This window comes from Desulfosporosinus paludis (genome assembly GCF_045689965.1).
GTDB lineage: Bacteria > Bacillota > Desulfitobacteriia > Desulfitobacteriales > Desulfitobacteriaceae > Desulfosporosinus > Desulfosporosinus paludis.
This window is the reverse complement of record NZ_CP144211.1, coordinates 2,776,759-2,794,823: the sequence shown is the minus strand read 5'-3', so window position 1 is coordinate 2,794,823 and position 18,065 is coordinate 2,776,759. Positions and strand designations below refer to the sequence as shown.

General features: G+C 44.9%; 17 protein-coding genes, 3 pseudogenes and 1 riboswitch. Of the genes and pseudogenes, 18 read left to right on the top strand and 2 right to left on the bottom strand.

All coding sequences use genetic code 11. The annotated features are described in order from the left end of the window. The first annotated feature begins 342 nt into the window (after positions 1–342). From VZF35_RS14015 to VZF35_RS14005, 3 genes are all read left to right on the top strand, one after another. A complete protein-coding gene (locus VZF35_RS14015; protein WP_407305722.1) occupies positions 343–846 on the top strand; it encodes a DinB family protein in 504 nt (167 codons plus the stop codon). Positions 847–948: 102 nt separating this feature from the next. Then, entirely contained in the window at positions 949–1,872 is a 924-nt protein-coding gene (locus tag VZF35_RS14010) for an RluA family pseudouridine synthase (protein WP_407305720.1), read from the top strand. Positions 1,873–1,925: 53 nt separating this feature from the next. Next, positions 1,926–2,237 carry a nitrous oxide-stimulated promoter family protein gene (locus VZF35_RS14005; RefSeq protein ID WP_407305718.1) on the top strand — a complete coding sequence of 104 codons (312 nt, stop codon included), beginning with the start codon at positions 1,926–1,928 and terminating at the stop codon, positions 2,235–2,237. A 95-nt stretch (positions 2,238–2,332) separates the two neighbouring features. Here the strand turns inward: VZF35_RS14005 and VZF35_RS14000 are convergent. Together VZF35_RS14000 and VZF35_RS13995 are read right to left on the bottom strand one after the other, a co-directional pair. Then, positions 2,333–2,904 (bottom strand): annotated as a pseudogene (locus tag VZF35_RS14000) (NUDIX domain-containing protein). Between the two features lie 38 nt (positions 2,905–2,942). Further along, complete coding sequence (locus tag VZF35_RS13995; RefSeq protein WP_407305716.1) at positions 2,943–4,160, bottom strand: MFS transporter; 1,218 nt, start codon at positions 4,158–4,160, stop codon at positions 2,943–2,945. A 175-nt stretch (positions 4,161–4,335) separates the two neighbouring features. Here VZF35_RS13995 and rbr point away from each other — a divergent pair, with 175 nt between their 5' ends. The 15 genes and pseudogenes from rbr to VZF35_RS13920 all read left to right on the top strand — a co-directional run bounded on the left by rbr (position 4,336) and on the right by VZF35_RS13920 (position 18,061). After that, positions 4,336–4,923, top strand: a complete 588-nt coding sequence (rbr, locus tag VZF35_RS13990) for a rubrerythrin (protein WP_407305714.1) — start codon at positions 4,336–4,338, stop codon at positions 4,921–4,923. 342 nt (positions 4,924–5,265) lie between these two features. After that, on the top strand, positions 5,266–5,694 hold the full coding sequence (locus tag VZF35_RS13985; protein WP_407305712.1) for a universal stress protein: 429 nt from the start codon (positions 5,266–5,268) through the stop codon (positions 5,692–5,694). Positions 5,695–5,963: 269 nt separating this feature from the next. After that, on the top strand, positions 5,964–6,263 hold the full coding sequence (locus VZF35_RS13980; RefSeq protein WP_407305710.1) for a hypothetical protein: 300 nt from the start codon (positions 5,964–5,966) through the stop codon (positions 6,261–6,263). A 201-nt stretch (positions 6,264–6,464) separates the two neighbouring features. Further along, on the top strand, positions 6,465–6,935 hold the full coding sequence (locus VZF35_RS13975; protein WP_407305708.1) for a CtsR family transcriptional regulator: 471 nt from the start codon (positions 6,465–6,467) through the stop codon (positions 6,933–6,935). A gap of 13 nt (positions 6,936–6,948) precedes the next feature. Continuing rightward, complete coding sequence (locus VZF35_RS13970; RefSeq protein ID WP_407305706.1) at positions 6,949–7,464, top strand: UvrB/UvrC motif-containing protein; 516 nt, start codon at positions 6,949–6,951, stop codon at positions 7,462–7,464. Then, a complete protein-coding gene (locus VZF35_RS13965; protein WP_407305704.1) occupies positions 7,454–8,494 on the top strand; it encodes a protein arginine kinase in 1,041 nt (346 codons plus the stop codon). Before VZF35_RS13970 ends, VZF35_RS13965 begins: the two co-directional genes overlap by 11 nt. A gap of 90 nt (positions 8,495–8,584) precedes the next feature. Continuing rightward, complete coding sequence (locus VZF35_RS13960) at positions 8,585–11,026, top strand: ATP-dependent Clp protease ATP-binding subunit (protein ID WP_407305701.1); 2,442 nt, start codon at positions 8,585–8,587, stop codon at positions 11,024–11,026. 348 nt (positions 11,027–11,374) lie between these two features. Continuing rightward, complete coding sequence (gene radA, locus VZF35_RS13955) at positions 11,375–12,760, top strand: DNA repair protein RadA (RefSeq protein WP_407305699.1); 1,386 nt, start codon at positions 11,375–11,377, stop codon at positions 12,758–12,760. 64 nt (positions 12,761–12,824) lie between these two features. Next, a riboswitch (FMN riboswitch) is annotated at positions 12,825–12,972 on the top strand. Between the two features lie 123 nt (positions 12,973–13,095). After that, positions 13,096–13,751 (top strand): annotated as a pseudogene (gene ribB / locus VZF35_RS13950) (3,4-dihydroxy-2-butanone-4-phosphate synthase). 171 nt (positions 13,752–13,922) lie between these two features. Further along, the gene (locus VZF35_RS13945; RefSeq protein WP_407305697.1) at positions 13,923–14,513 is read left to right on the top strand and encodes a poly-gamma-glutamate hydrolase family protein; all 591 of its coding nucleotides are present in this window, start codon (positions 13,923–13,925) and stop codon (positions 14,511–14,513) included. Positions 14,514–14,757: 244 nt separating this feature from the next. Further along, entirely contained in the window at positions 14,758–15,096 is a 339-nt protein-coding gene (locus VZF35_RS13940) for a DsrE family protein (protein WP_407305695.1), read from the top strand. Positions 15,097–15,141: 45 nt separating this feature from the next. Beyond that, a pseudogene (locus VZF35_RS13935) lies at positions 15,142–16,409 on the top strand (double-cubane-cluster-containing anaerobic reductase). Continuing rightward, a complete protein-coding gene (locus VZF35_RS13930) occupies positions 16,406–17,146 on the top strand; it encodes an acyl-CoA dehydratase activase (protein WP_407305693.1) in 741 nt (246 codons plus the stop codon). The pseudogene VZF35_RS13935 and the gene VZF35_RS13930 overlap by 4 nt, the downstream one beginning before the upstream one ends. An 82-nt stretch (positions 17,147–17,228) precedes the next feature. Next, positions 17,229–17,702 carry a C-GCAxxG-C-C family protein gene (locus tag VZF35_RS13925; protein WP_407305691.1) on the top strand — a complete coding sequence of 158 codons (474 nt, stop codon included), beginning with the start codon at positions 17,229–17,231 and terminating at the stop codon, positions 17,700–17,702. A 47-nt stretch (positions 17,703–17,749) separates the two neighbouring features. Then, a complete protein-coding gene (locus VZF35_RS13920; RefSeq protein WP_407305689.1) occupies positions 17,750–18,061 on the top strand; it encodes a hypothetical protein in 312 nt (103 codons plus the stop codon). Positions 18,062–18,065 lie beyond the last annotated feature (4 nt).

Here is an 18,065-nt window from a genome sequence, read left to right as displayed (position 1 = left end):
GGAGGTCGGCTGATCAATTAATGATCAGCCTCCTACCCGATTTATACTAACCAGAAAGTATAAACTTGCGTTATATACTTTCTAAGCATAAGAGCAACTAGGCGGCCGCCTTCGCCAGAGGTTAACAAGTGCGAAGACAGTGTCTTCGGGCGCCAGCCAAGTTTTCTTTATGGATACCAGAATAATTTTCTGCAGAGACTTTAATAAAGAGTAACTAGGAAGGCCATTCAGTGAGGTCCGGCTAAAAGAGCAGGCCATGGAATAGGTAAGGCACTATATTGACCTGAAATGGAGTAACTGATAAGATGATGAGAAATTTAAGTTATTAAGGAGGAACCTAGTATGTTTACATCGATCGCTGCATTTCTAGAAACATGGGGAAAAGAAGCGGGATCAACGCTGCGAGTTCTTAATGCCTTAACCGACGATTCCCTGAGTCAAAGGGTCTCAGAGGAGGATCGTACCCTAGGCCGAATAGCTTGGCACTTAGCAATAACGATTCCAGAGATGATGTCCAGAACCGGGTTAGTGTTTGAGGGGTATCGAGACGATGAGCCCGCCCCGAATTCGGCCCAAAATATCGCAGATTATTACAAAGAAGTAAGTAAGATCATGGTTGCGGGAATTCGTGCTCAGTGGCAGGATCAGACTCTTTTGGAAGAGCGGGATATGTATGGAGAACAATGGGCAATCGGTTCAACTCTGAGCGCTTTGGTCGATCATCAGATTCATCACCGCGGGCAAATGACGGTACTAATGAGACAAGCAGGCCTGAAAGTGCCGGGCGTTTATGGTCCGGCTCGAGAGGATTGGAGTCAATTTGGCATGGAGGCTCCTTCGATTTAATGAGTACTCAGAGTCAGAAGCTTGTGCAGCAGGCAGCTCTCATAGTTTAAGACGGATGATGTTTAGGGCGGAAGCTAATAGGTATGAATAGGGGTAATAAGAATGCAGGCACTTCACGACGAGGGAAAAAGAGAAAGTGGTAAGGACAGGTTAAGGGGTAAACTGACGACCTTTGAGATTACGGAACCGGCTGAATTGATGAACTTTCTTCTTACCTATCTCCCGACAAAAAGTCGAAACGAGATTAAATCGTTGTTAGTCCATCGTCAAGTCTCCGTCGATAATCAAGTGGTTACGCAGTATAATTATCCTCTGTCCAGCGGGCAAACAGTCGTTGTCAATTGGGGTAAGGTTCCGTTGGAAACAAAACTCCAAGGACTCAAAATTTTGTATGAAGACTCCGACATTATTGTCATCGATAAAATGGCCGGTCTGCTTTCCATTGCAACAACTGGCGAAAAAGAGCCGACTGCTTATAACATCCTCAGTGATTATGTCAAGCGGAGTAATCCTAAGAACAAAATCTTCGTTTTACATAGATTAGATAGGGAAACTTCTGGAATTATGATGTTCGCCAAGAACGAGAACGTCCAGGAGCTTTTACAAAGCTCTTGGAAAAAAGCGGTCTTAGAACGAACTTACGTTGTAGTGGTCGAGGGCCCCCTAAATCAAGAACAAGGAACGATCATTTCATGGCTGACTGAAAGCAAATCCTATAAGATGTACTCCAGTCGAACACCAAATGGTGGTCAAAAAGCGGTGACTCATTACCAGTTACTTAAAAAGAATAAAAATTACTCTCTTCTAGAAGTGAAGCTGGAAACTGGTCGGAAGAATCAAATTCGTGTTCACATGCAGGATATTGGTCACAGTGTCATAGGAGATAAACAATATGGTGCAACTAAGCGCTCAATTGGGCGGCTAGGTCTGCATGCGCAAGTTCTGGCTTTTCGGCACCCAATAACAGGTGAAGAGGTCCGCTATGAGACGGACATTCCGAAAGATTTCCTCGGCTTATTCAACTAAACTAAACTCGGGGATGAAACAAATGATGGTTTAGACAAGGGAGTTAAGGAAAAATGACGAGTAGACTGGACTTTGAAAAGCAGACAGCAAGAACAATGCTCAGACTATATTGTAAGGATCATCACCGGACATGTGAGGGGTTATGTCAGGAATGTCAGGAGTTAGAGGATTATGCTCTGGCACGGCTGGACCACTGTAAATTTGGAGATCAAAAACCGACCTGCGGCCTATGCCCAGTGCATTGTTATAAACTCGACATGCGTCAACGGATGATAGAGGTCATGCGCTATGCAGGTCCCAAAATGATGTTCTCTCATCCGGTAATGGCTCTCAGACATTTAATCGACGGTATTAAATCCCGCTAGCAGTGAATAAGACGTGATGCTAAAAAAGCATTCCCCGTAAATGCGAGGAATGCTTTTTTTCGTAGCAGGTCGTGGAAATTTAACCTGATTAAGGCTTAAAAAATCTGATACAACGTTGATAACAGACCTAAAAGTTCTGCCTTCGGATTCAAAGCAAGACCTTGGGCACAGGAGTGGGAGGCTTCGAGAGCATTGAGCGTCAAGGAGGGTAAAGCGAGACTCTGGCATTCTTCCAAAGTAAAGAAGCCAAGATCGCTGACTTCCTCGACTTGTCCTTGAAGGGTTCCCCGATATAGTCCATGAGAAAAATGATATAGATGTCATGTTTCTCCCCAGGGCGGTCACGAAGAGCGATAAGCGAAAGAGGTCTGGTTTGGATGCCTGTTTCCTCGAGGATTTCGCGAGTGATGGCATCTCCGATAGGTTCGTCTTGATTAACATACCCGCCTGGGATCGTCCACATTCCTTTGCCGGGATTATGTCGGCGCTGAACTAAGAGGACCTTGTCTTCTCGCCAAAGAACTCCGCCTACACCGAGAGAGTAATCCCCCCAATGGATAAATGAACATTCCGTGCATATACTTCTTGGTTGGTTGTCAATGATCGATTTCTGAAGGGTTTTGCCGCAGACCGGGCAATAGTTGTAGGGCGTTGAATTGTAAGTCATAAATTATACTATCCTTTCATTGATACTGGGCAATCCAATTAAGTTGAAGAGAATGGCTCGTTTTCCGATGGAAAATGCAAGTGTAGAATACACCTGCCATAGATAAAGAACATAATTAAGGAGGCAGCCATAAACGTTAGGGCAAGAACCCAAACGCTTGATCCTCCACCGTAGTCGTAAATGATACCGCCGAGCAAGGGGCCTACCATTCGCCCTCCTGAAGAGGAGCCGCCTACGATTCCCTGATAAGCGCCTGTTTTCCCGGGCGGAGCCAGCTGAGCCGACGCTGCAGGAACGGCAGGTAAAACTAACATTTCACCAAGGGTTAGTATAAGCATAGCGATAATATAGGATACATACGGAAATTTCCCCATAATAATGATAAAACCAATGGATAAGAGAATGGAAGCTAAGTAAAACTGACGTTGAAATGATTGGGCCCAAGTTCTAATCACCCAGTTGATAAGGGGTTGCAGCGTCACGATAAAAACCCCGTTGAGTGTCCAGAGCACACTGTAGGAGAAGAGAGAAAATCCCAACTGGCTCATGACAACGGGCAAGATTGCCACGAGCTGGATATAAGCGCCCCAGACGAATAAAATGCCGCCCCCTAAGGCAAGCAGCACCTTAAAGCCGCTGTCCTTGGTCAAATGTCCAGTGTGCTGTTTCGAAGGAATAGTATGAATGGGGGTTTTGTGTTCGGAAATGCCAATTGACACTAACAGAAAATAAATCATAAAGGCTGCTGCATTCAGCGAGAAGGTGAGACGAAACGAAACTTGAGCAATCATTCCCCCAATAGCTGTACCGATGGCGACTCCTGCGTTATTTGAAACATAAAGAAGGTTGAACCCCCGCCTGCCGCCTTCAGGCCAGACGGTATGAAGGAGTGCGTTCAGAGGAACGAAGATAAACGCTTGCGCTAAACCAAACAGGATAAACCCTGGCGCATAAACTCCCCAGACAGGAAAAAGACCAATGGACCCAACCGTCAAAATTGCACCGACAAGGCCGACCATCATCACTCGCTTGGCCCCAAAACGATCTGCCATAAAGCCGCTTAGGAATTGTCCCAGCAAAGAGGCAGCGGACTGAAGGGCTAGCAGAGTTCCAGCTTCCGTTAAAGTGCGGCCCAAGACATTATGCATAAAGAGACTATTTAGCGGCCACATCAGGGAATTTCCGATGGACTGAATGAATCCGCCAATAATCAAGATAATGACAGCACGGGGAATACCCGGGAGCTTGAATTCCAAACTAAAAACCACCTTTTATCGATCTCAGAAGTAAATACTTCGACATACGTATAATAAAACCCTTTACGCAGTAATTTTAGGCAGATCTTGGTGAAGGGCGCTGGATTGCCAGTATCATCTCGCCGTCTAAAGGCTATACTTATAAAAATAAGTTTAGCTAAAGGAGAGGTAAAGCATGAATTTCCAGGAAACAGAAAGTTTTAAAAACCTAAGTAATGCCTTTGCTGGGGAATCTCAAGCCCGAAACCGCTATACGTTCTTTGCGAATGTTGCCAAGAAAGAGGGATACCATCGGATTCAAGCCGTTTTTGAAGAAACAGCAGCCAATGAAAAGGAACATGCTCAAGTTTTTTATAAGCTATTACTGGCACATACTCAGGGTAAAACGGACTTGATCCATGTAGATGCTGATTATCCTTTGGTTAACAAGGATACTTTCGCGAACCTTAAGGCCTCAGCAGCGGGAGAGCGGGAAGAATGGGAGGTACTCTATTCAAAATTTGGAGACGTTGCCGAAAAAGAGGGATTCCCTGATATCGCCAAGGCTTTTCGAACCATCGCTAGTGTAGAGGAACATCATATGAAGCGCTTTGAAAGCTATGCTGCCGGGATTCAAAATGGGACGATTTTCAAAAAAGATGCCCCCACGGTCTGGAAATGTACCAACTGTGGTTATATTCACGAGGGTCCGGAAGCACCGGGAATCTGTCCTGCTTGTGCACATCCACAAGGTTATTTTGAAGAGCTGCCGGAAACTTATTAGTTTTGAAAATTCTAGGCTTGACGAAACCTATTGATGATCGAGATTTTTCATCACCGTTTATGAGTGGTCAATACATAGGATAACTACATTATCCACTAGCCAGAATTCAGGGTTAGTGGGCTTTTTTTGCATTTTGTATCAATCCCTGCTGTTATAGGAAATAATTGAAAAAAGTTTGCAAAGACTGCATAATGAGTATATAGAAAAGAGGCAAGGTATCGATCAATAAGCCCCCGGGAACTGATCGTCTTCTCCTAGGATTGAATGTATATCGTTATGGGCATAGTGGGAATAGGATAGTAATAAGGGAGATAGTCCATATTTTATGAGGGAGTGATAGGATTGTTTAAAAAAGTTCTCGTCCCTACAGATGCCTCGGATTTCTCACGACGCGCTCTAAAATCCGCCATAGACTTAGCCCAAACCATTAAGGCTGAAGTCGAACTACTCCATGTTAGTTATACACCTCAGTCTTTTTGGGGATACACAATTTCATATGGTATTACTGTGACCCAAGATCAACTCGACCAAAACGGAGAACTAGCCCTAGAAGCTACCCTAACGGGCCTTGATACCTCCAAGGTCTTAATTAAGAAGAAAGTCGAATCCGGCCACCCTGTGACGGTGATTTTGGATGAAATTAAAAAAGAAGGAATTGACTTAGTAGTCATGGGAAGCCATGGTTACGGAGCGATTACCGGGTCTGTCCTTGGAAGCGTGAGTCAAAGAGTGCTGCAGAGAGCCGGTTGCCCTGTTCTAATTATAAAATAGGTATCGTTAAAGTTATTCTGGAACTCCAGAGCGCAAAATGTCGCAATCAAAGCTCGCTAAGCCGGCGGGAGAGATTTTCGGTAGTATTTTGGAAGGTTTTAGAGACATTTAGGTTAATCCTCCTTGCATTAATTGCAGGGATTTTTTTTTGAATCGCGAATAGCACAAGTAGAGAATTAAGTTTTTTTATCTTGGGCGACTGACATAATTATGATTTGGAGGTGCAGACGATGTCCTTTTGAGATAAAAGGAAACATCGTTTTACGTTCATGAAAGAGCATACGATTTGGCTTAGCCCTGAAGAACTCCAACAGATGCTGCAAGGTTCTCTGCATTGGATGGATGTCGCCCCGCGCGTAACGACGTCCCGGATAGGGATGCGAAAACTAGCAGAATGGACGTCGCCCCCAAGACTTGAGCTCGAAGGAATAGCTCTACTTGAACCGAAGCAGGCGAAAAAAAGGAATGAAACCAAGCATCTAGAGGGACAACCCGTTGTTTGGCTCTTAGGCAGTATCGGCCTTTTGACCTTGTCATCATGGTTTTATTTCGTTTTGTTTTCTAAGTGAATCCCAGACCGCTATTAGCAAATCCTCACGAGGGCCGTCTTAAAGATGGGTCCCTTTTTGTATTTGTATCTAAAATTTTTAAAAAACCCTTTGCAAATTTTGTGGAAAATGGGTATCATATAGATAGAAGGTCAGGAAAGGTCAATGTTTATTTGGGACTGGTTTATGTGAAGATTATTTAAACAAGGAGTACATCAAGCTATGGGAAATCTTGCGGATCGCATTGAAGAATATCTAAAAAGAATTCTGGAACAAACGTCAGAAGGGTATATTATATTACAACGTAGTGAGCTGGCGGGAGAATTTGACTGCGTTCCTTCTCAGATTAACTATGTTTTGGATACTCGTTTCACTGTAGAACGGGGTTATTTGGTGGAGAGCCGCCGAGGGGGCGGAGGGTATTTGCGTATAGTCCGCCTTGGGTTGGGTTTGGAAGGTCAATATCAACAAATTATGCGCCAATTGATTGGAGATCAGCTCTCTCGAGAGCGCTGCAATGGGCTGGTTGACAGGTTGCTCGATGAAGAATTGGTAACGATCCGAGAAGCAGCGTTGATCAAAGGGATCCTTTCGGGGAATGCCTTGCGCGGCGAATTTAGAGATTGGGACATACTGCGCGCCCGGTTGATGAAGACCATCTTGACCACATTGAGCAGGGATGATTTGCTTTAAAGGGGGATTTTATATGCTTTGCCAACATTGCCAACAGAGAGAAGCGAAAGTACAGATATCAAAAACAGAAAACGGACAGACTCATGAGGTATATCTCTGTGAAGTTTGCGCGAAGCAAACTCAGGAGGTCAGTTTCATATTTCACCCAGTCATAGTGCCGGAGTTCCTACAAGCGTTATTTGGTTTGAACCCTATGCTGCCGGAGCAACCTTCGGAAAAAGTCTGCCCCAAGTGTGGCATCTCATTTTCCAGGATCACTCAAGCCGGTAAGTTGGGGTGCAGCGCCTGTTATGAAACGTTCGAAACACAATTGGAGCCACTGCTGCGCCGAGTTCATGGCGGGGGACAAAATGTGGGCAAGGTTCCTGTGCGACGAGGGAGCGAGATTAAAAATAGGATGGAAGTACGAAAGTTAAAAGAAAAACTTCAGCAGTTAATTCAACAAGAAAACTTTGAAGAAGCTGCCAAGGTCCGTGATCAGATTCGGCAGATCGAGCAGTTGAAGGGTGGGGAAAACAATGACACGTAAAGAACTTCTTTCACAGAATAGTGCTTGGATGATTGAAACGGACTCACCTGTTGTGATTAGCAGTAGAGTGCGGTTGGCTCGTAATCTTGAGGATTTTCCCTTTCCCCATGTTTTAAGCTCCGAAGGGGCAAGTCAAGTGGAACAAACTGTGGCTCAGGTGCTGTCAACCATTAGGTTGGACCAAGATCCTTTCGAATATATTTCCCTCACGAAACTGAGCAGCGTAGAACATCAGGTACTCATTGAAAAACATTTAATCAGTCCGAGTCTGGGAGGAAACTCAGGCGCGAGCGGAGTTGCGCTTGCTGCTGATCATAAATATGCAATTATGGTCAATGAAGAAGATCATCTAAGAATCCAAGTGCTTTTGCCGGGGAGGCAGCTACTGGAGACCCATCGATTAGCAACAGCCTGCGATGATGCCTTAGAAGCAAAACTTGATTTCGCCTACCGTGAAAGTCAGGGATACCTCACAGCTTGTCCTACTAATGTCGGGACAGGTCTGAGGGCTTCGGTGATGGTCCATCTGCCCGGGTTGGTGATGACGAAGCAGGTACAACAGGTTCTGGGGGCATTGGCAAATTTGGGATTAGCTATCAGAGGGTTATACGGCGAAGGATCACAAGCCTACGGACATATGTTCCAAGTGTCTAATCAGATCACCCTCGGAAAAAGTGAAGAAGATATACTCACACATTTGGAAGCAGTGACCGGACAAATTTTGGAGCATGAACTTCAGGCCCGTGAATATCTTCGTCGGCAAATGCCCTTATTTCTGGAGGACAAAGTCTGGAGAGCTCGGGGAACGCTGCAAAATGCCCGGCTGCTTACTTCAGAGGATGCCATGCAGTTGTTATCCCTTGACCGGTTGGGTGCAGATATGGGTTTATTGCCTAAAAACAAAGATAGTTTTGCCGCATTGCTTGTTGCCACACGACCAGGATGTTTGCAGTACATCCTTGACCGCGAACTTGACCCCAGTCAGCGAGATGAAGAGAGGGCTCGTTTGATCCGAGAACGGACTACGTAGTTATAGCTTAGGATTTCTCAGTACGTTGAATTGAGGATCTTAACACAAAGGGACTTTGTAAGATTGTCATTAATGAAAGGATGAAAAGGAATGAAAGGACGATATACCGAACGCGCAGAGAAAGTTTTAACGATTGCCCAAAGTGAAGCGAAACGGATGGGGCATCATGTTGTAGGAACCGAACACATCCTGCTGGGTCTGATTGAGGAAGGAGAAGGGATTGCTGCCCAGGCCTTAAAAGGACTGAACTTGGATCTCGATAAAATTCGGAGCATTGTGGAAGAAGTCGCCGGTGTAGGTCAGCCAAGTAATGGGGCTGTTGAGTTAACTCCGCGAGTAAAAAAAGTCTTAGAATTGGCCAATGAGGAAGCCCATCGTCAAGATGTCAGTTATATCGGCACAGAACACATCTTGTTAGGGCTGATTATGGAAGGAGAGGGGGTTGCAGCTCGAATCCTGGCTAATCTCAATGTAAGCCCTGAGAAGGTCTGGAAACAAGTGGTCAAGTTGTTAGGGGGAGAATTAGATGAATCCGCTATCCCTGCCGCTAATTCTGTACCTGTCGCTAAAAACGCTGGACCAACTAATACCCCTTCCCTAAACGAATTTGGACGTGATCTGACGCAGCAAGCTCGGGAGGGCAGACTGGATCCTGTCATTGGGCGGGAAAAAGAAATAGAACGGGTTATTCAGGTCCTAAGCAGGCGTACAAAAAATAATCCGGCGTTGATTGGAGAGCCCGGTGTAGGTAAAACGGCGATCGCCGAAGGTTTAGCTCAAGGAATCATCAATAATCGAGTTCCGGAAATTCTTATTAACAAACGGGTCATTACCCTTGACCTTTCGGCGATGGTTGCAGGCAGTAAATATCGGGGCGAGTTTGAAGAGCGTTTAAAAAAGGTGATGGAAGAAATCCGCGCTGATGGAAACATCATTCTCTTTATTGACGAACTGCATACGCTTATTGGTGCCGGTGCAGCCGAAGGAGCCATCGATGCAGCGAACATTTTGAAGCCTGCATTGGCGCGTGGGGAACTGCAATGCATTGGGGCTACGACGTTGGAAGAATACCGTAAATATATAGAAAAGGACTCTGCCTTGGAACGGCGGTTTCAACCTATCACTGTCAGCGAACCGACCGTTGAGGAAGCAATCTTGATTCTTCACGGCTTGAGAGATCGCTACGAAGCTCACCATAGGGTGAAAATTACAGATGAGGCTATCGAGGCTGCCGCACGATTGTCCGATCGCTATGTTTCAGACCGCTTTTTGCCGGATAAAGCCATAGACTTAATGGATGAAGCCGCATCACGAGTTCGTCTCGCCAGCTTCACGGCTCCGCCAGACTTGAAGCTGCTTGAAGGGGAAATTGAACGCTTAAAGAAAGAAAAAGAGGCGGCTGTTTCCAGTCAGGAATTTGAAAAAGCCGCTCAGTTTAGGGATCAGGAACACAAACTTAAAGAAGAGCTAGCCAAACAACGAGAAGAATGGGACAGTCAGCGGCACAAAGAAAATGCGATGGTGACTGAGGATGATATTGCTCAAATCGTAGCCAGTTGGACTGGGATTCCTGTTAAGAAATTAGCGCAGGAAGAAAGTGAGCGCCTCTTAAACCTTGAGGAGCTTCTCCATCAGCGTGTGATCGGACAAGAAGATGCTGTTACCGCTGTTGCACGGGCTGTTCGCCGCGCACGGGCAGGCTTAAAAGATCCAAAGCGTCCAATAGGTTCTTTTGTTTTCCTCGGACCTACCGGCGTAGGAAAAACCGAACTCGGCCGATCTTTAGCCGAGGCTATGTTTGGGGACGAAAAAGCCCTGATTCGCATTGATATGTCGGAATACATGGAGAAGCACGCCGTCTCTCGACTGGTAGGAGCCCCTCCGGGTTATATCGGACATGATGAAGGTGGGCAGCTTACGGAAGCAGTCAGAAGAAAACCCTATAGTGTTGTCTTATTAGATGAAATCGAAAAAGCGCATCCTGAGGTGTTTAATATCTTACTTCAAGTGCTTGAGGACGGGCGGCTCACGGATACCAAAGGAAGAACCGTTGATTTCCGAAATACTGTCATTATCATGACCTCCAATGTCGGTTCTTCGTTCTTACGGAAAGAAGCCATGGGTTTTGCTGCCCAAAAAGATGAGAAAACAGAATACAAAAATATGCGTGGTCAGGTCATGGAAGAATTAAAACGAACCTTCCGTCCGGAATTTCTAAATCGTATCGATGAACTTGTGGTCTTCCATTCACTGCAAAAAGAGCATCTGGCAAAAATCACTGAAATTCTCACGTTCCAAATGAACAAACGTTTGATGGAGCACGGTCTTGAGTTACAAGTCGATCCTAGTGCCATCGAGCTCATTGCTAAAGAAGGAAATGATCCTACCTTTGGTGCTCGGCCATTGCGTCGGGCAATCCAACGTCTGATCGAAGATGCACTGTCTGAAAAGATCCTCGAAGGAGAGTTTAAAGCGGGAGATAAAATCCGTGCTCAAGAAGAAAATGGCAAGATAACGTTCTCTAAGAGCTAAGGGACGGCAGTGTTGATAGAATGCTGCTCAAACGGAAAATAGGAGTTTAACACATTCTCAAAACAAATGAGGTTGTAAGGATTGCTTACAGCCTCATTTTGCTTTTGCTTCTTTCTTAAGAATATTTGAGATAATTACTATAGTTTAGGCCTCGCCAGTTCGGCCCTCAAAAGAAATCCTTATGTCTATAAAATGCTTTATAATAGATATAGATATGACGTTTAAGAGCAGAGAAACTACGTCTTCAAAAAGCTCTTAAATCTAAATAATCTATGAAGTGATTTAATCTGCAGCTGGTGGGCCAGAGGGTATCCTGGCTAGATCCGATCATGAGAAATGAGGTTTGGTATGAAAGTTAAGATCATCTATCGATGTTCAAATTGTGGCAGCGAGAGTCCAAAGTGGATGGGAAAATGCCCAAATTGTGAAGAATGGAATACCTTCGAGGAACTTATTCATCAACCTGTATCTGAAGCATCTACCGCGAAACGGGCGACTTCAGCTAAGAGATTATCTGAGGTTTTATCCGGCAATAGTGACCGAATTGTAACGAAAATCCTTGAGTTTAATCGAGTTCTGGGTGGAGGCATCGTTAAAGATTCCATGATTATTCTGACAGCAAGGCCTGGAGCGGGAAAGTCAACCTTACTTTTGCAAGTGGCTGATGATGTGGCCTCTCAGGGCTATAAGGTTCTCTATGCTTCTGCGGAGGAGAGCGATACCCAAATCAAGAACAGAGCGGACAGGATTTTAAGCGGGAATCATAGTAACATTTGGATCTACTCGGATACGAGCATGGACCATGTTCTACAAACGGTTAATGAACTGGACCCGGATTTAATGATTATAGACAGCATCCAAACCTTCACTTTGGAAGAGCATCATTCCCGTCCTGGTTCTCCTATTCAGACAATGGGGTGTGCAAATGAACTCCTGAAAGTTGCTAAGAACAGCAGTCGTCCCCGGGCTGTGATTATGGTAGGGCAGATGACGAAAGAAGATGAGATAGCTGGACTGCGGGCTTTAGAGCATCTGGTAGATGCAGTCTTGATTTTAAATGGAGAAAATGGCGAAGAATTGCGGGGTGCTTGGTGTTCGAAGAACCGATTTGGCAGCACAGGAGAAATTGGTTTTTTCTCTATGACAGAACAAGGAATGTTATCCATAGATAATCCGTCAGAGTTCTTCATGACTCAAAGGGGAGAGGGGCAAGCGGTTTCCGGCAGTGCCTTGGCCGTGATAAAAGAGGGGTCACGTCCTATTATTGTAGAAGTTGAGAGTCTTGTCTCGAAATCATTTACACCCTATCCGTCAAGGATTGCGGAATGCTTGAGGCGTGACCAATTGAATACTCTTATTTCGATCCTGGAACAGCGGGGGAAAATCAGCCTTTACGATAAAAATGTGGTGATTAAAACGACAGGCGGGCTGCAGCTTAAAGAACAGTCCGTTAATTTAGCGATTATTATGTGCATTGTTTCTTCTGTGAAAGATAAAGCGATTCCTAATGATATTGTGTTTGTGGCTGACGTGGGATTGACTGGAGAACTTAAGAAAGTACCCTCCATCGAGTTGAGGGTGAGGGAAATCGACCGAATGGGATTTAAGCGCGTCTATGTAGCGAAAAACACCGTGCGAGATCCCGCAAGGTTTAAAAACCTAGAAATCATTGAACTTAACACGTTGTTTGACGTTATCAGGCATTTGGATATGAAGGCTCCTCCCAAGGATTAGTTTCAAAAATCAGTCAAATGAAGCTAGACAAACTGTAACGCGGGAGTATACTTAAACGTAAGTGACTTATTCTCAGGGCGGGGTGAGAGTCCCCACCGGCGGTATCCTAGTGGATCTAGGGAGCCCGCGAGCGCTCTTCGTTGTTTGAAGAGGTCAGCAGAACTGGTGCAAGGCCAGTGCCGACGGTACAGTCCGGATAAGAGAGGATAAGGCAGTCAGCAACAGAATTAGCGACTAACCCCAAGTGAATCTGGGGAATCCTTAATAATTAAAGGGCTGTCTGTCTCATTGCCCTGATTCAAGTAAGTCAACTAATTTTTAGGGGGCATACTATTATGAATCAGAATTTACTTGCACGATTTGGGAATCCGATGGAGAGAGTGGAAAGCGCGCTTGTCGCGCTGCGTAATGGTCGGGGAGTTTTAGTCACGGATGATGAACAAAGAGAAAACGAAGGAGATATTTTCTTTGCTGCTGAAACCTTGACCAACGACCAAATGGCTATGCTTATTCGGGAATGCAGCGGCATTGTCTGTTTGTGCTTGCCGGAGGAAAAAGTCTCAGCCCTGGGGTTACCCATGATGGTGGTTAACAACACGAGTAGTTATCAGACCCCTTTTACGGTCTCGATTGAAGCTGCAAGAGGTGTTACAACAGGCGTGTCAGCTGCTGACCGTGTTACAACTGTAAAAGCGGCGATTGCTGAAGGAGCTTCCCCGAAGATCTTCGTCGGCCGGGGCACATATTTCCCCTAAGAGCTAAGCCCTTAGGAGTGCTGGAACGTCCAGGACATACAGAGGCAAATGTTGATTTAATGCGCTTGGCCGGTTTAAAGCCTTATGGTGTATTGTGTGAATTAACAAATTCTGACGGCACTATGGCACGGCTGCCGGAAATAGTAGCCTTTGCAGAAAAGCATGATATGCCTGTACTTACGGTTGAGGATATCATTAGCTACCGCCAAGCAAGAGAAACGACAAAAGTAAGCTAATTTATGCGTATAGAATTGCCTTATTGGTCCGATGTGTTGGTTCTGAATGACTGATATAGTTAAGAAGTATTGCAGAAATAGTTTTGATGGGTTGTAACATGTAGGTTACAACCCATTTTTAAGAAGATATGGTGATAGCCTTGTTGAGCGATATTACGCTGGAGGAGAATAATGCCTGATTGCTACTTGAATTTTAAAGAGTTACAATCACATGAACAAGAAGGACAGGATTATAGTATAAGTATCAGTGGAGATTGGCGGCCGGTTTTAATCATCGCTCCGCATGGCGGGGGGATTGAGCCTTATACGACTGAAATTGCCAAATGGATTGCAGGCGAAGAGTTTGCTTGGTACTCTTTTGAGGGTTTGAAGGATGGTGTAGGTAACCGAAAACGCCACATCACCAGTCATCATTTTGATGAGCCCACCCTGCTGCGTGGTCTGGAGGAGGCTTGCATTGTTTTGGCCATTCACGGACTCAAGGATTCCAGTGAGGAATTCCTCATGATTGGCGGACTGGATTCAACATTTGGCCTGGAGTTAAGTACTGCTCTCCAACTGCAGGGATTTAGCGTTAAACAAAGTGAGCAAAGATATCTTGGCATACGAACGACGAATATTTGTAATCGTGGACGTATGGGCAAAGGGGTTCAATTGGAAATTAGTTTCGCTCTCAGAAAACGAGTTTTCGAGGATATTACTTATCGAATTCGGTTCGTCGACACGATTAGAACGATTATTAAAAATCGTGAATTTTTATAGATAGTCGCGATAAAGCCGAATCATAACCTTTAAGATACCTTATAAGACAGACAATTAGAAAGTCTGCTTTATGGGGTATCTCTTTTATTCTGTGCCCTCAGACATCGGCCAAGCTTTCTTTTTAATGCGCCGGGCCTCTGTCCTTGGATAATATACCAGTAAATTCTAAGATAGCCCTTCCGCACATATGTATTTAATGATAATATGAAATAAGGAAATTATTATAATTGGAGGGAAAAATTCAATGTCTTGCACTTACTTTGTCAGCTCAGATGTGATTGGCCATCAAGATCCGGAATTGGGCAAACGTCTGATGCACAGTTTTTTCCTGAAACTTTCGGAGGCAGCTGAAAAACCATCCCACATTGTTTTTTTAGAAAGAGGGGTACAACTTTTGCTGCCGGAATTCACGGCTTTCGATGCCTTGGAGATTCTGGAAAAGGATTGGGGTGTAACTCTCTTGGCTTGTGTAACTTGTCTGGATTATTATGGTATCAAAGATAAAATCAAGGTTGGAAAGGTATCTACGATGCCTGAAATTATTGCTGTTATGCATGCAAGTGACAAAGTGATACATATTTAAGCGTTTGGCTCTTATGTCGATAGAGTAGTGAGGAGGAGAAATAAAATGGATAATCGGGAATTATGGACAGCTTTAGGTATGGACTTGGAGAAACACGATGATTTTCTGGCCCCTGTACCGGCGATTTTTACAAGTTTATTTTTAGATAGGCCTAATCGCCCTAAAGCAATGGGATATTTTGATGCTGTCGTTGGAGATGTTCATGGAATTCGCGTGCACGAACTTTATGCTAAGAAACAAGCCGGCGCAAAGGTGTTTTCGACCTTCTGCGTCTACGTTCCAGAGGAAATCGTTGTTGCTACAGGCAGTGCGAGTATCGGCTTATGTGCCGGAGCTCAATATACCGTTTCTTCAGGGGAAAAAGTCTTGCCCCGAAACCTATGTCCTTTGATTAAATCAACGATGGGGTTTAAATTAGATCGGGTTTGTCCCTACTTCCAAGTTTCTGATTGGGTCATCGGAGAGACGACTTGTGATGGTAAGAAGAAGGCCTGGGAAATTCTTAATGAACATATCCCGACCTATGTCATGGAGCTCCCCCAAAAGAAAGATGTCAAAGACACTCGCCTCTGGGAGGATGAAGTACGTGAATTTGCTTCCTTTATAGAACGCGAGACCAAGGTGAATTTGACTGCCGAGAATCTTGCTCAGGGAATTCAGACGATCAACAATAAACGTCAAGCGCTTCAAAGATTAGCAAATTTGAGAAAACATTCTCCAGCGCCGATTCACGGCTTGGATGTTTTGTTAATTAATCAACTATCATTCTTCGATGACCCGGTTCGCTTTGCTATTCAAGTTAATGCTCTATGTGATGAGCTCGATGAGCGGGTCAAAGAAGGAATTGGCGTCGCACCTGCCGATGCCCCGAGGATTTTGATCACGGGAACCCGCAGCCTCTTCCGGCTTGGAAACTTCATGCTTTAATTGAACAAGCTGGAGCGGTTGTTGTCGGGGAGGAAACCTGTACAGGAGAGCGCTACTATAAGGATGTTACGGAACCCGCGGACAATGTTTCGGATATGCTTGCCAATATCGCCAAGCGTCCCTTAAAGGTGAATTGTGCATGTTTCACGCCGAACCCAGGACGCTTGGAAGATATCACTTACATGGCAGAAAATTTGAAAGCCGATGCCGTGATTGATTTTTCCCTCCAGTTCTGCCAGCCATACGGTGTAGAGAGCTATTTTGTGGGCAAAGAAATGGAGAAGAAAGCGATTCCTTTCTTGCGGTTAGAAAGTGATTTTTCAGAAGAAGATCAAGGTCAACTCTTAACCCGGATCGAAGCTTTAATTGAGATGATTCGAGCATGAAGCAAGCTGGGCTAGATCTCGGCTCGGTGAATACAAAGTTAGTCATCATAGAGAATGGTGAACGGATACACAGTCAGGTTATACCTTCTCGCTTCGATTCAGTGCAAGCCGGGATTACTCTGCTTAAGTCCTATGTCGAAGAACACGGAGAAAAACCCGAGAGACTTGTGGTTACCGGGTATGGGCGGGTAAACTTTCCTGAAGGAAGAGTTATTACAGAGATCTCCTGTCAGGGCAGAGGGTGCCATGCTTATTTCCCGGATCGAGCCTTTATTCTTGACTTAGGGGGACAGGACGCGAAAGTGATCCGGAAAAATACGGACGGCAAGGTCGTTCAGTTTATGATGAATGACAAGTGTGCCGCAGGAACCGGGCGCTTTTTAGATGTTATTTTAAAGGGTTTAGATCTAACGACAGAAGAACTGGCTTCCGCAGCAGACGCTAAACCGATGCCTATTAATTCAATGTGTACAGTGTTTGCGGAATCAGAAGTAATTACAATGCTGGCTAAAGGGATTCCCAAGCCCGAAGTGATCGCAGGTCTATTCAAAAGCACAGCCAAACGTCTTGCCAATTTTGTGGAGTCTGTGGGACATCCAGAATCGTTAATCTTTACCGGAGGCGGGGCACATTATACTCTTTTAGTTCACTTCCTCGAACAGGAATTAAAGGGGAATGTTGTGATTCCACCGGAACCGGAATTAACCGCAGCATTAGGCGCCGCTTTACTTGCATAAGGGTTGGGGATAGCACTTGCTCCATTAGCAAGTGCTATTCTAGTACTCGAATTACTCATAGACAAATATCAGGAGGAACATGATGGAAAGAGAGAAAATTATTGACGATGTACGAAGAAAGGCAGGAGGGTGTTTTCAAAAGGGAGAATTTTATTGCTCGGAATCCGTAATTCATACCCTCAATGAATTTCTTGGCTGGCCCTTTGATCCTTCGATAGTCCATTTGGCCGCTGGCTTTCCCGTAGGCATTGGAAGGTCCGGGTGTGTTTGTGGAGCGGTCAGTGGTGGAGTAATGGCCTTAGGGATGGTTTATGGAAGGGACCCCGGTAAAGAGATGGACAGCAGAATGTTTCCTGTTGCAGCTGAACTGCATGACCATATTAAGAAATTATATAAGAGTACTTGCTGCCGGGTACTCACAAAGGATTTAGTTTTTAACTCTCCGGAACGGAAAGCACACTGTGTGAAAATCACCGGGGAAGTAGCAGCTTGGTTAGCAGATAAATTTCTCAATGATGAAACACTCAAAGAAAAAATTCATCCTGTTAAGCTATAAGCATTGCCTGCCAGAACGTTTTAAAACGTCACCATGAGCATCACCCTGTGCAAGAATACTTCAGTCATAAATTTGCCCTAAAGGCATCGCCTTTGGGAATGATCTTTCACATCTATAAGCTTTGCTATGCGAAAGTTAAGTACTTTGATCAGAACTGGGAGGATTTCACCCCATGTATCTATAATTGGCAAAGCGGCTTGTTTGAGGAAACTAGGCTATCAGATATGGAGTTTATCAAACACTTAAGTTCCGGAATTATTCTAGATTTAAGAAATCTAGCTAGAGTTAATCGATATGAGGACTTTTTGGCGTTATGTCATTATCTGGACGATCAGAAGGCTTTAGCATCCTCTGGTTAAAACC

What these genes read in the sequence shown, in the direction of transcription:
- VZF35_RS13925 (WP_407305691.1), top strand. Translation starts at nt 17,229, where the DNA reads ATGGAAAGAGAGAAAATTATTGACGATGTACGAAGAAAGGCAGGAGGG.
- VZF35_RS13940 (WP_407305695.1), top strand. Translation starts at nt 14,758, where the DNA reads ATGTCTTGCACTTACTTTGTCAGCTCAGATGTGATTGGCCATCAAGAT.
- VZF35_RS13980 (WP_407305710.1), top strand. Translation starts at nt 5,964, where the DNA reads ATGAAAGAGCATACGATTTGGCTTAGCCCTGAAGAACTCCAACAGATG.
- VZF35_RS14015 (WP_407305722.1), top strand. Translation starts at nt 343, where the DNA reads ATGTTTACATCGATCGCTGCATTTCTAGAAACATGGGGAAAAGAAGCG.
- radA (WP_407305699.1), top strand. Translation starts at nt 11,375, where the DNA reads ATGAAAGTTAAGATCATCTATCGATGTTCAAATTGTGGCAGCGAGAGT.
- VZF35_RS13975 (WP_407305708.1), top strand. Translation starts at nt 6,465, where the DNA reads ATGGGAAATCTTGCGGATCGCATTGAAGAATATCTAAAAAGAATTCTG.
- VZF35_RS14005 (WP_407305718.1), top strand. Translation starts at nt 1,926, where the DNA reads ATGACGAGTAGACTGGACTTTGAAAAGCAGACAGCAAGAACAATGCTC.
- VZF35_RS13945 (WP_407305697.1), top strand. Translation starts at nt 13,923, where the DNA reads ATGCCTGATTGCTACTTGAATTTTAAAGAGTTACAATCACATGAACAA.
- VZF35_RS13965 (WP_407305704.1), top strand. Translation starts at nt 7,454, where the DNA reads ATGACACGTAAAGAACTTCTTTCACAGAATAGTGCTTGGATGATTGAA.
- VZF35_RS14010 (WP_407305720.1), top strand. Translation starts at nt 949, where the DNA reads ATGCAGGCACTTCACGACGAGGGAAAAAGAGAAAGTGGTAAGGACAGG.
- VZF35_RS13960 (WP_407305701.1), top strand. Translation starts at nt 8,585, where the DNA reads ATGAAAGGACGATATACCGAACGCGCAGAGAAAGTTTTAACGATTGCC.
- VZF35_RS13970 (WP_407305706.1), top strand. Translation starts at nt 6,949, where the DNA reads ATGCTTTGCCAACATTGCCAACAGAGAGAAGCGAAAGTACAGATATCA.
- VZF35_RS13930 (WP_407305693.1), top strand. Translation starts at nt 16,406, where the DNA reads ATGAAGCAAGCTGGGCTAGATCTCGGCTCGGTGAATACAAAGTTAGTC.
- rbr (WP_407305714.1), top strand. Translation starts at nt 4,336, where the DNA reads ATGAATTTCCAGGAAACAGAAAGTTTTAAAAACCTAAGTAATGCCTTT.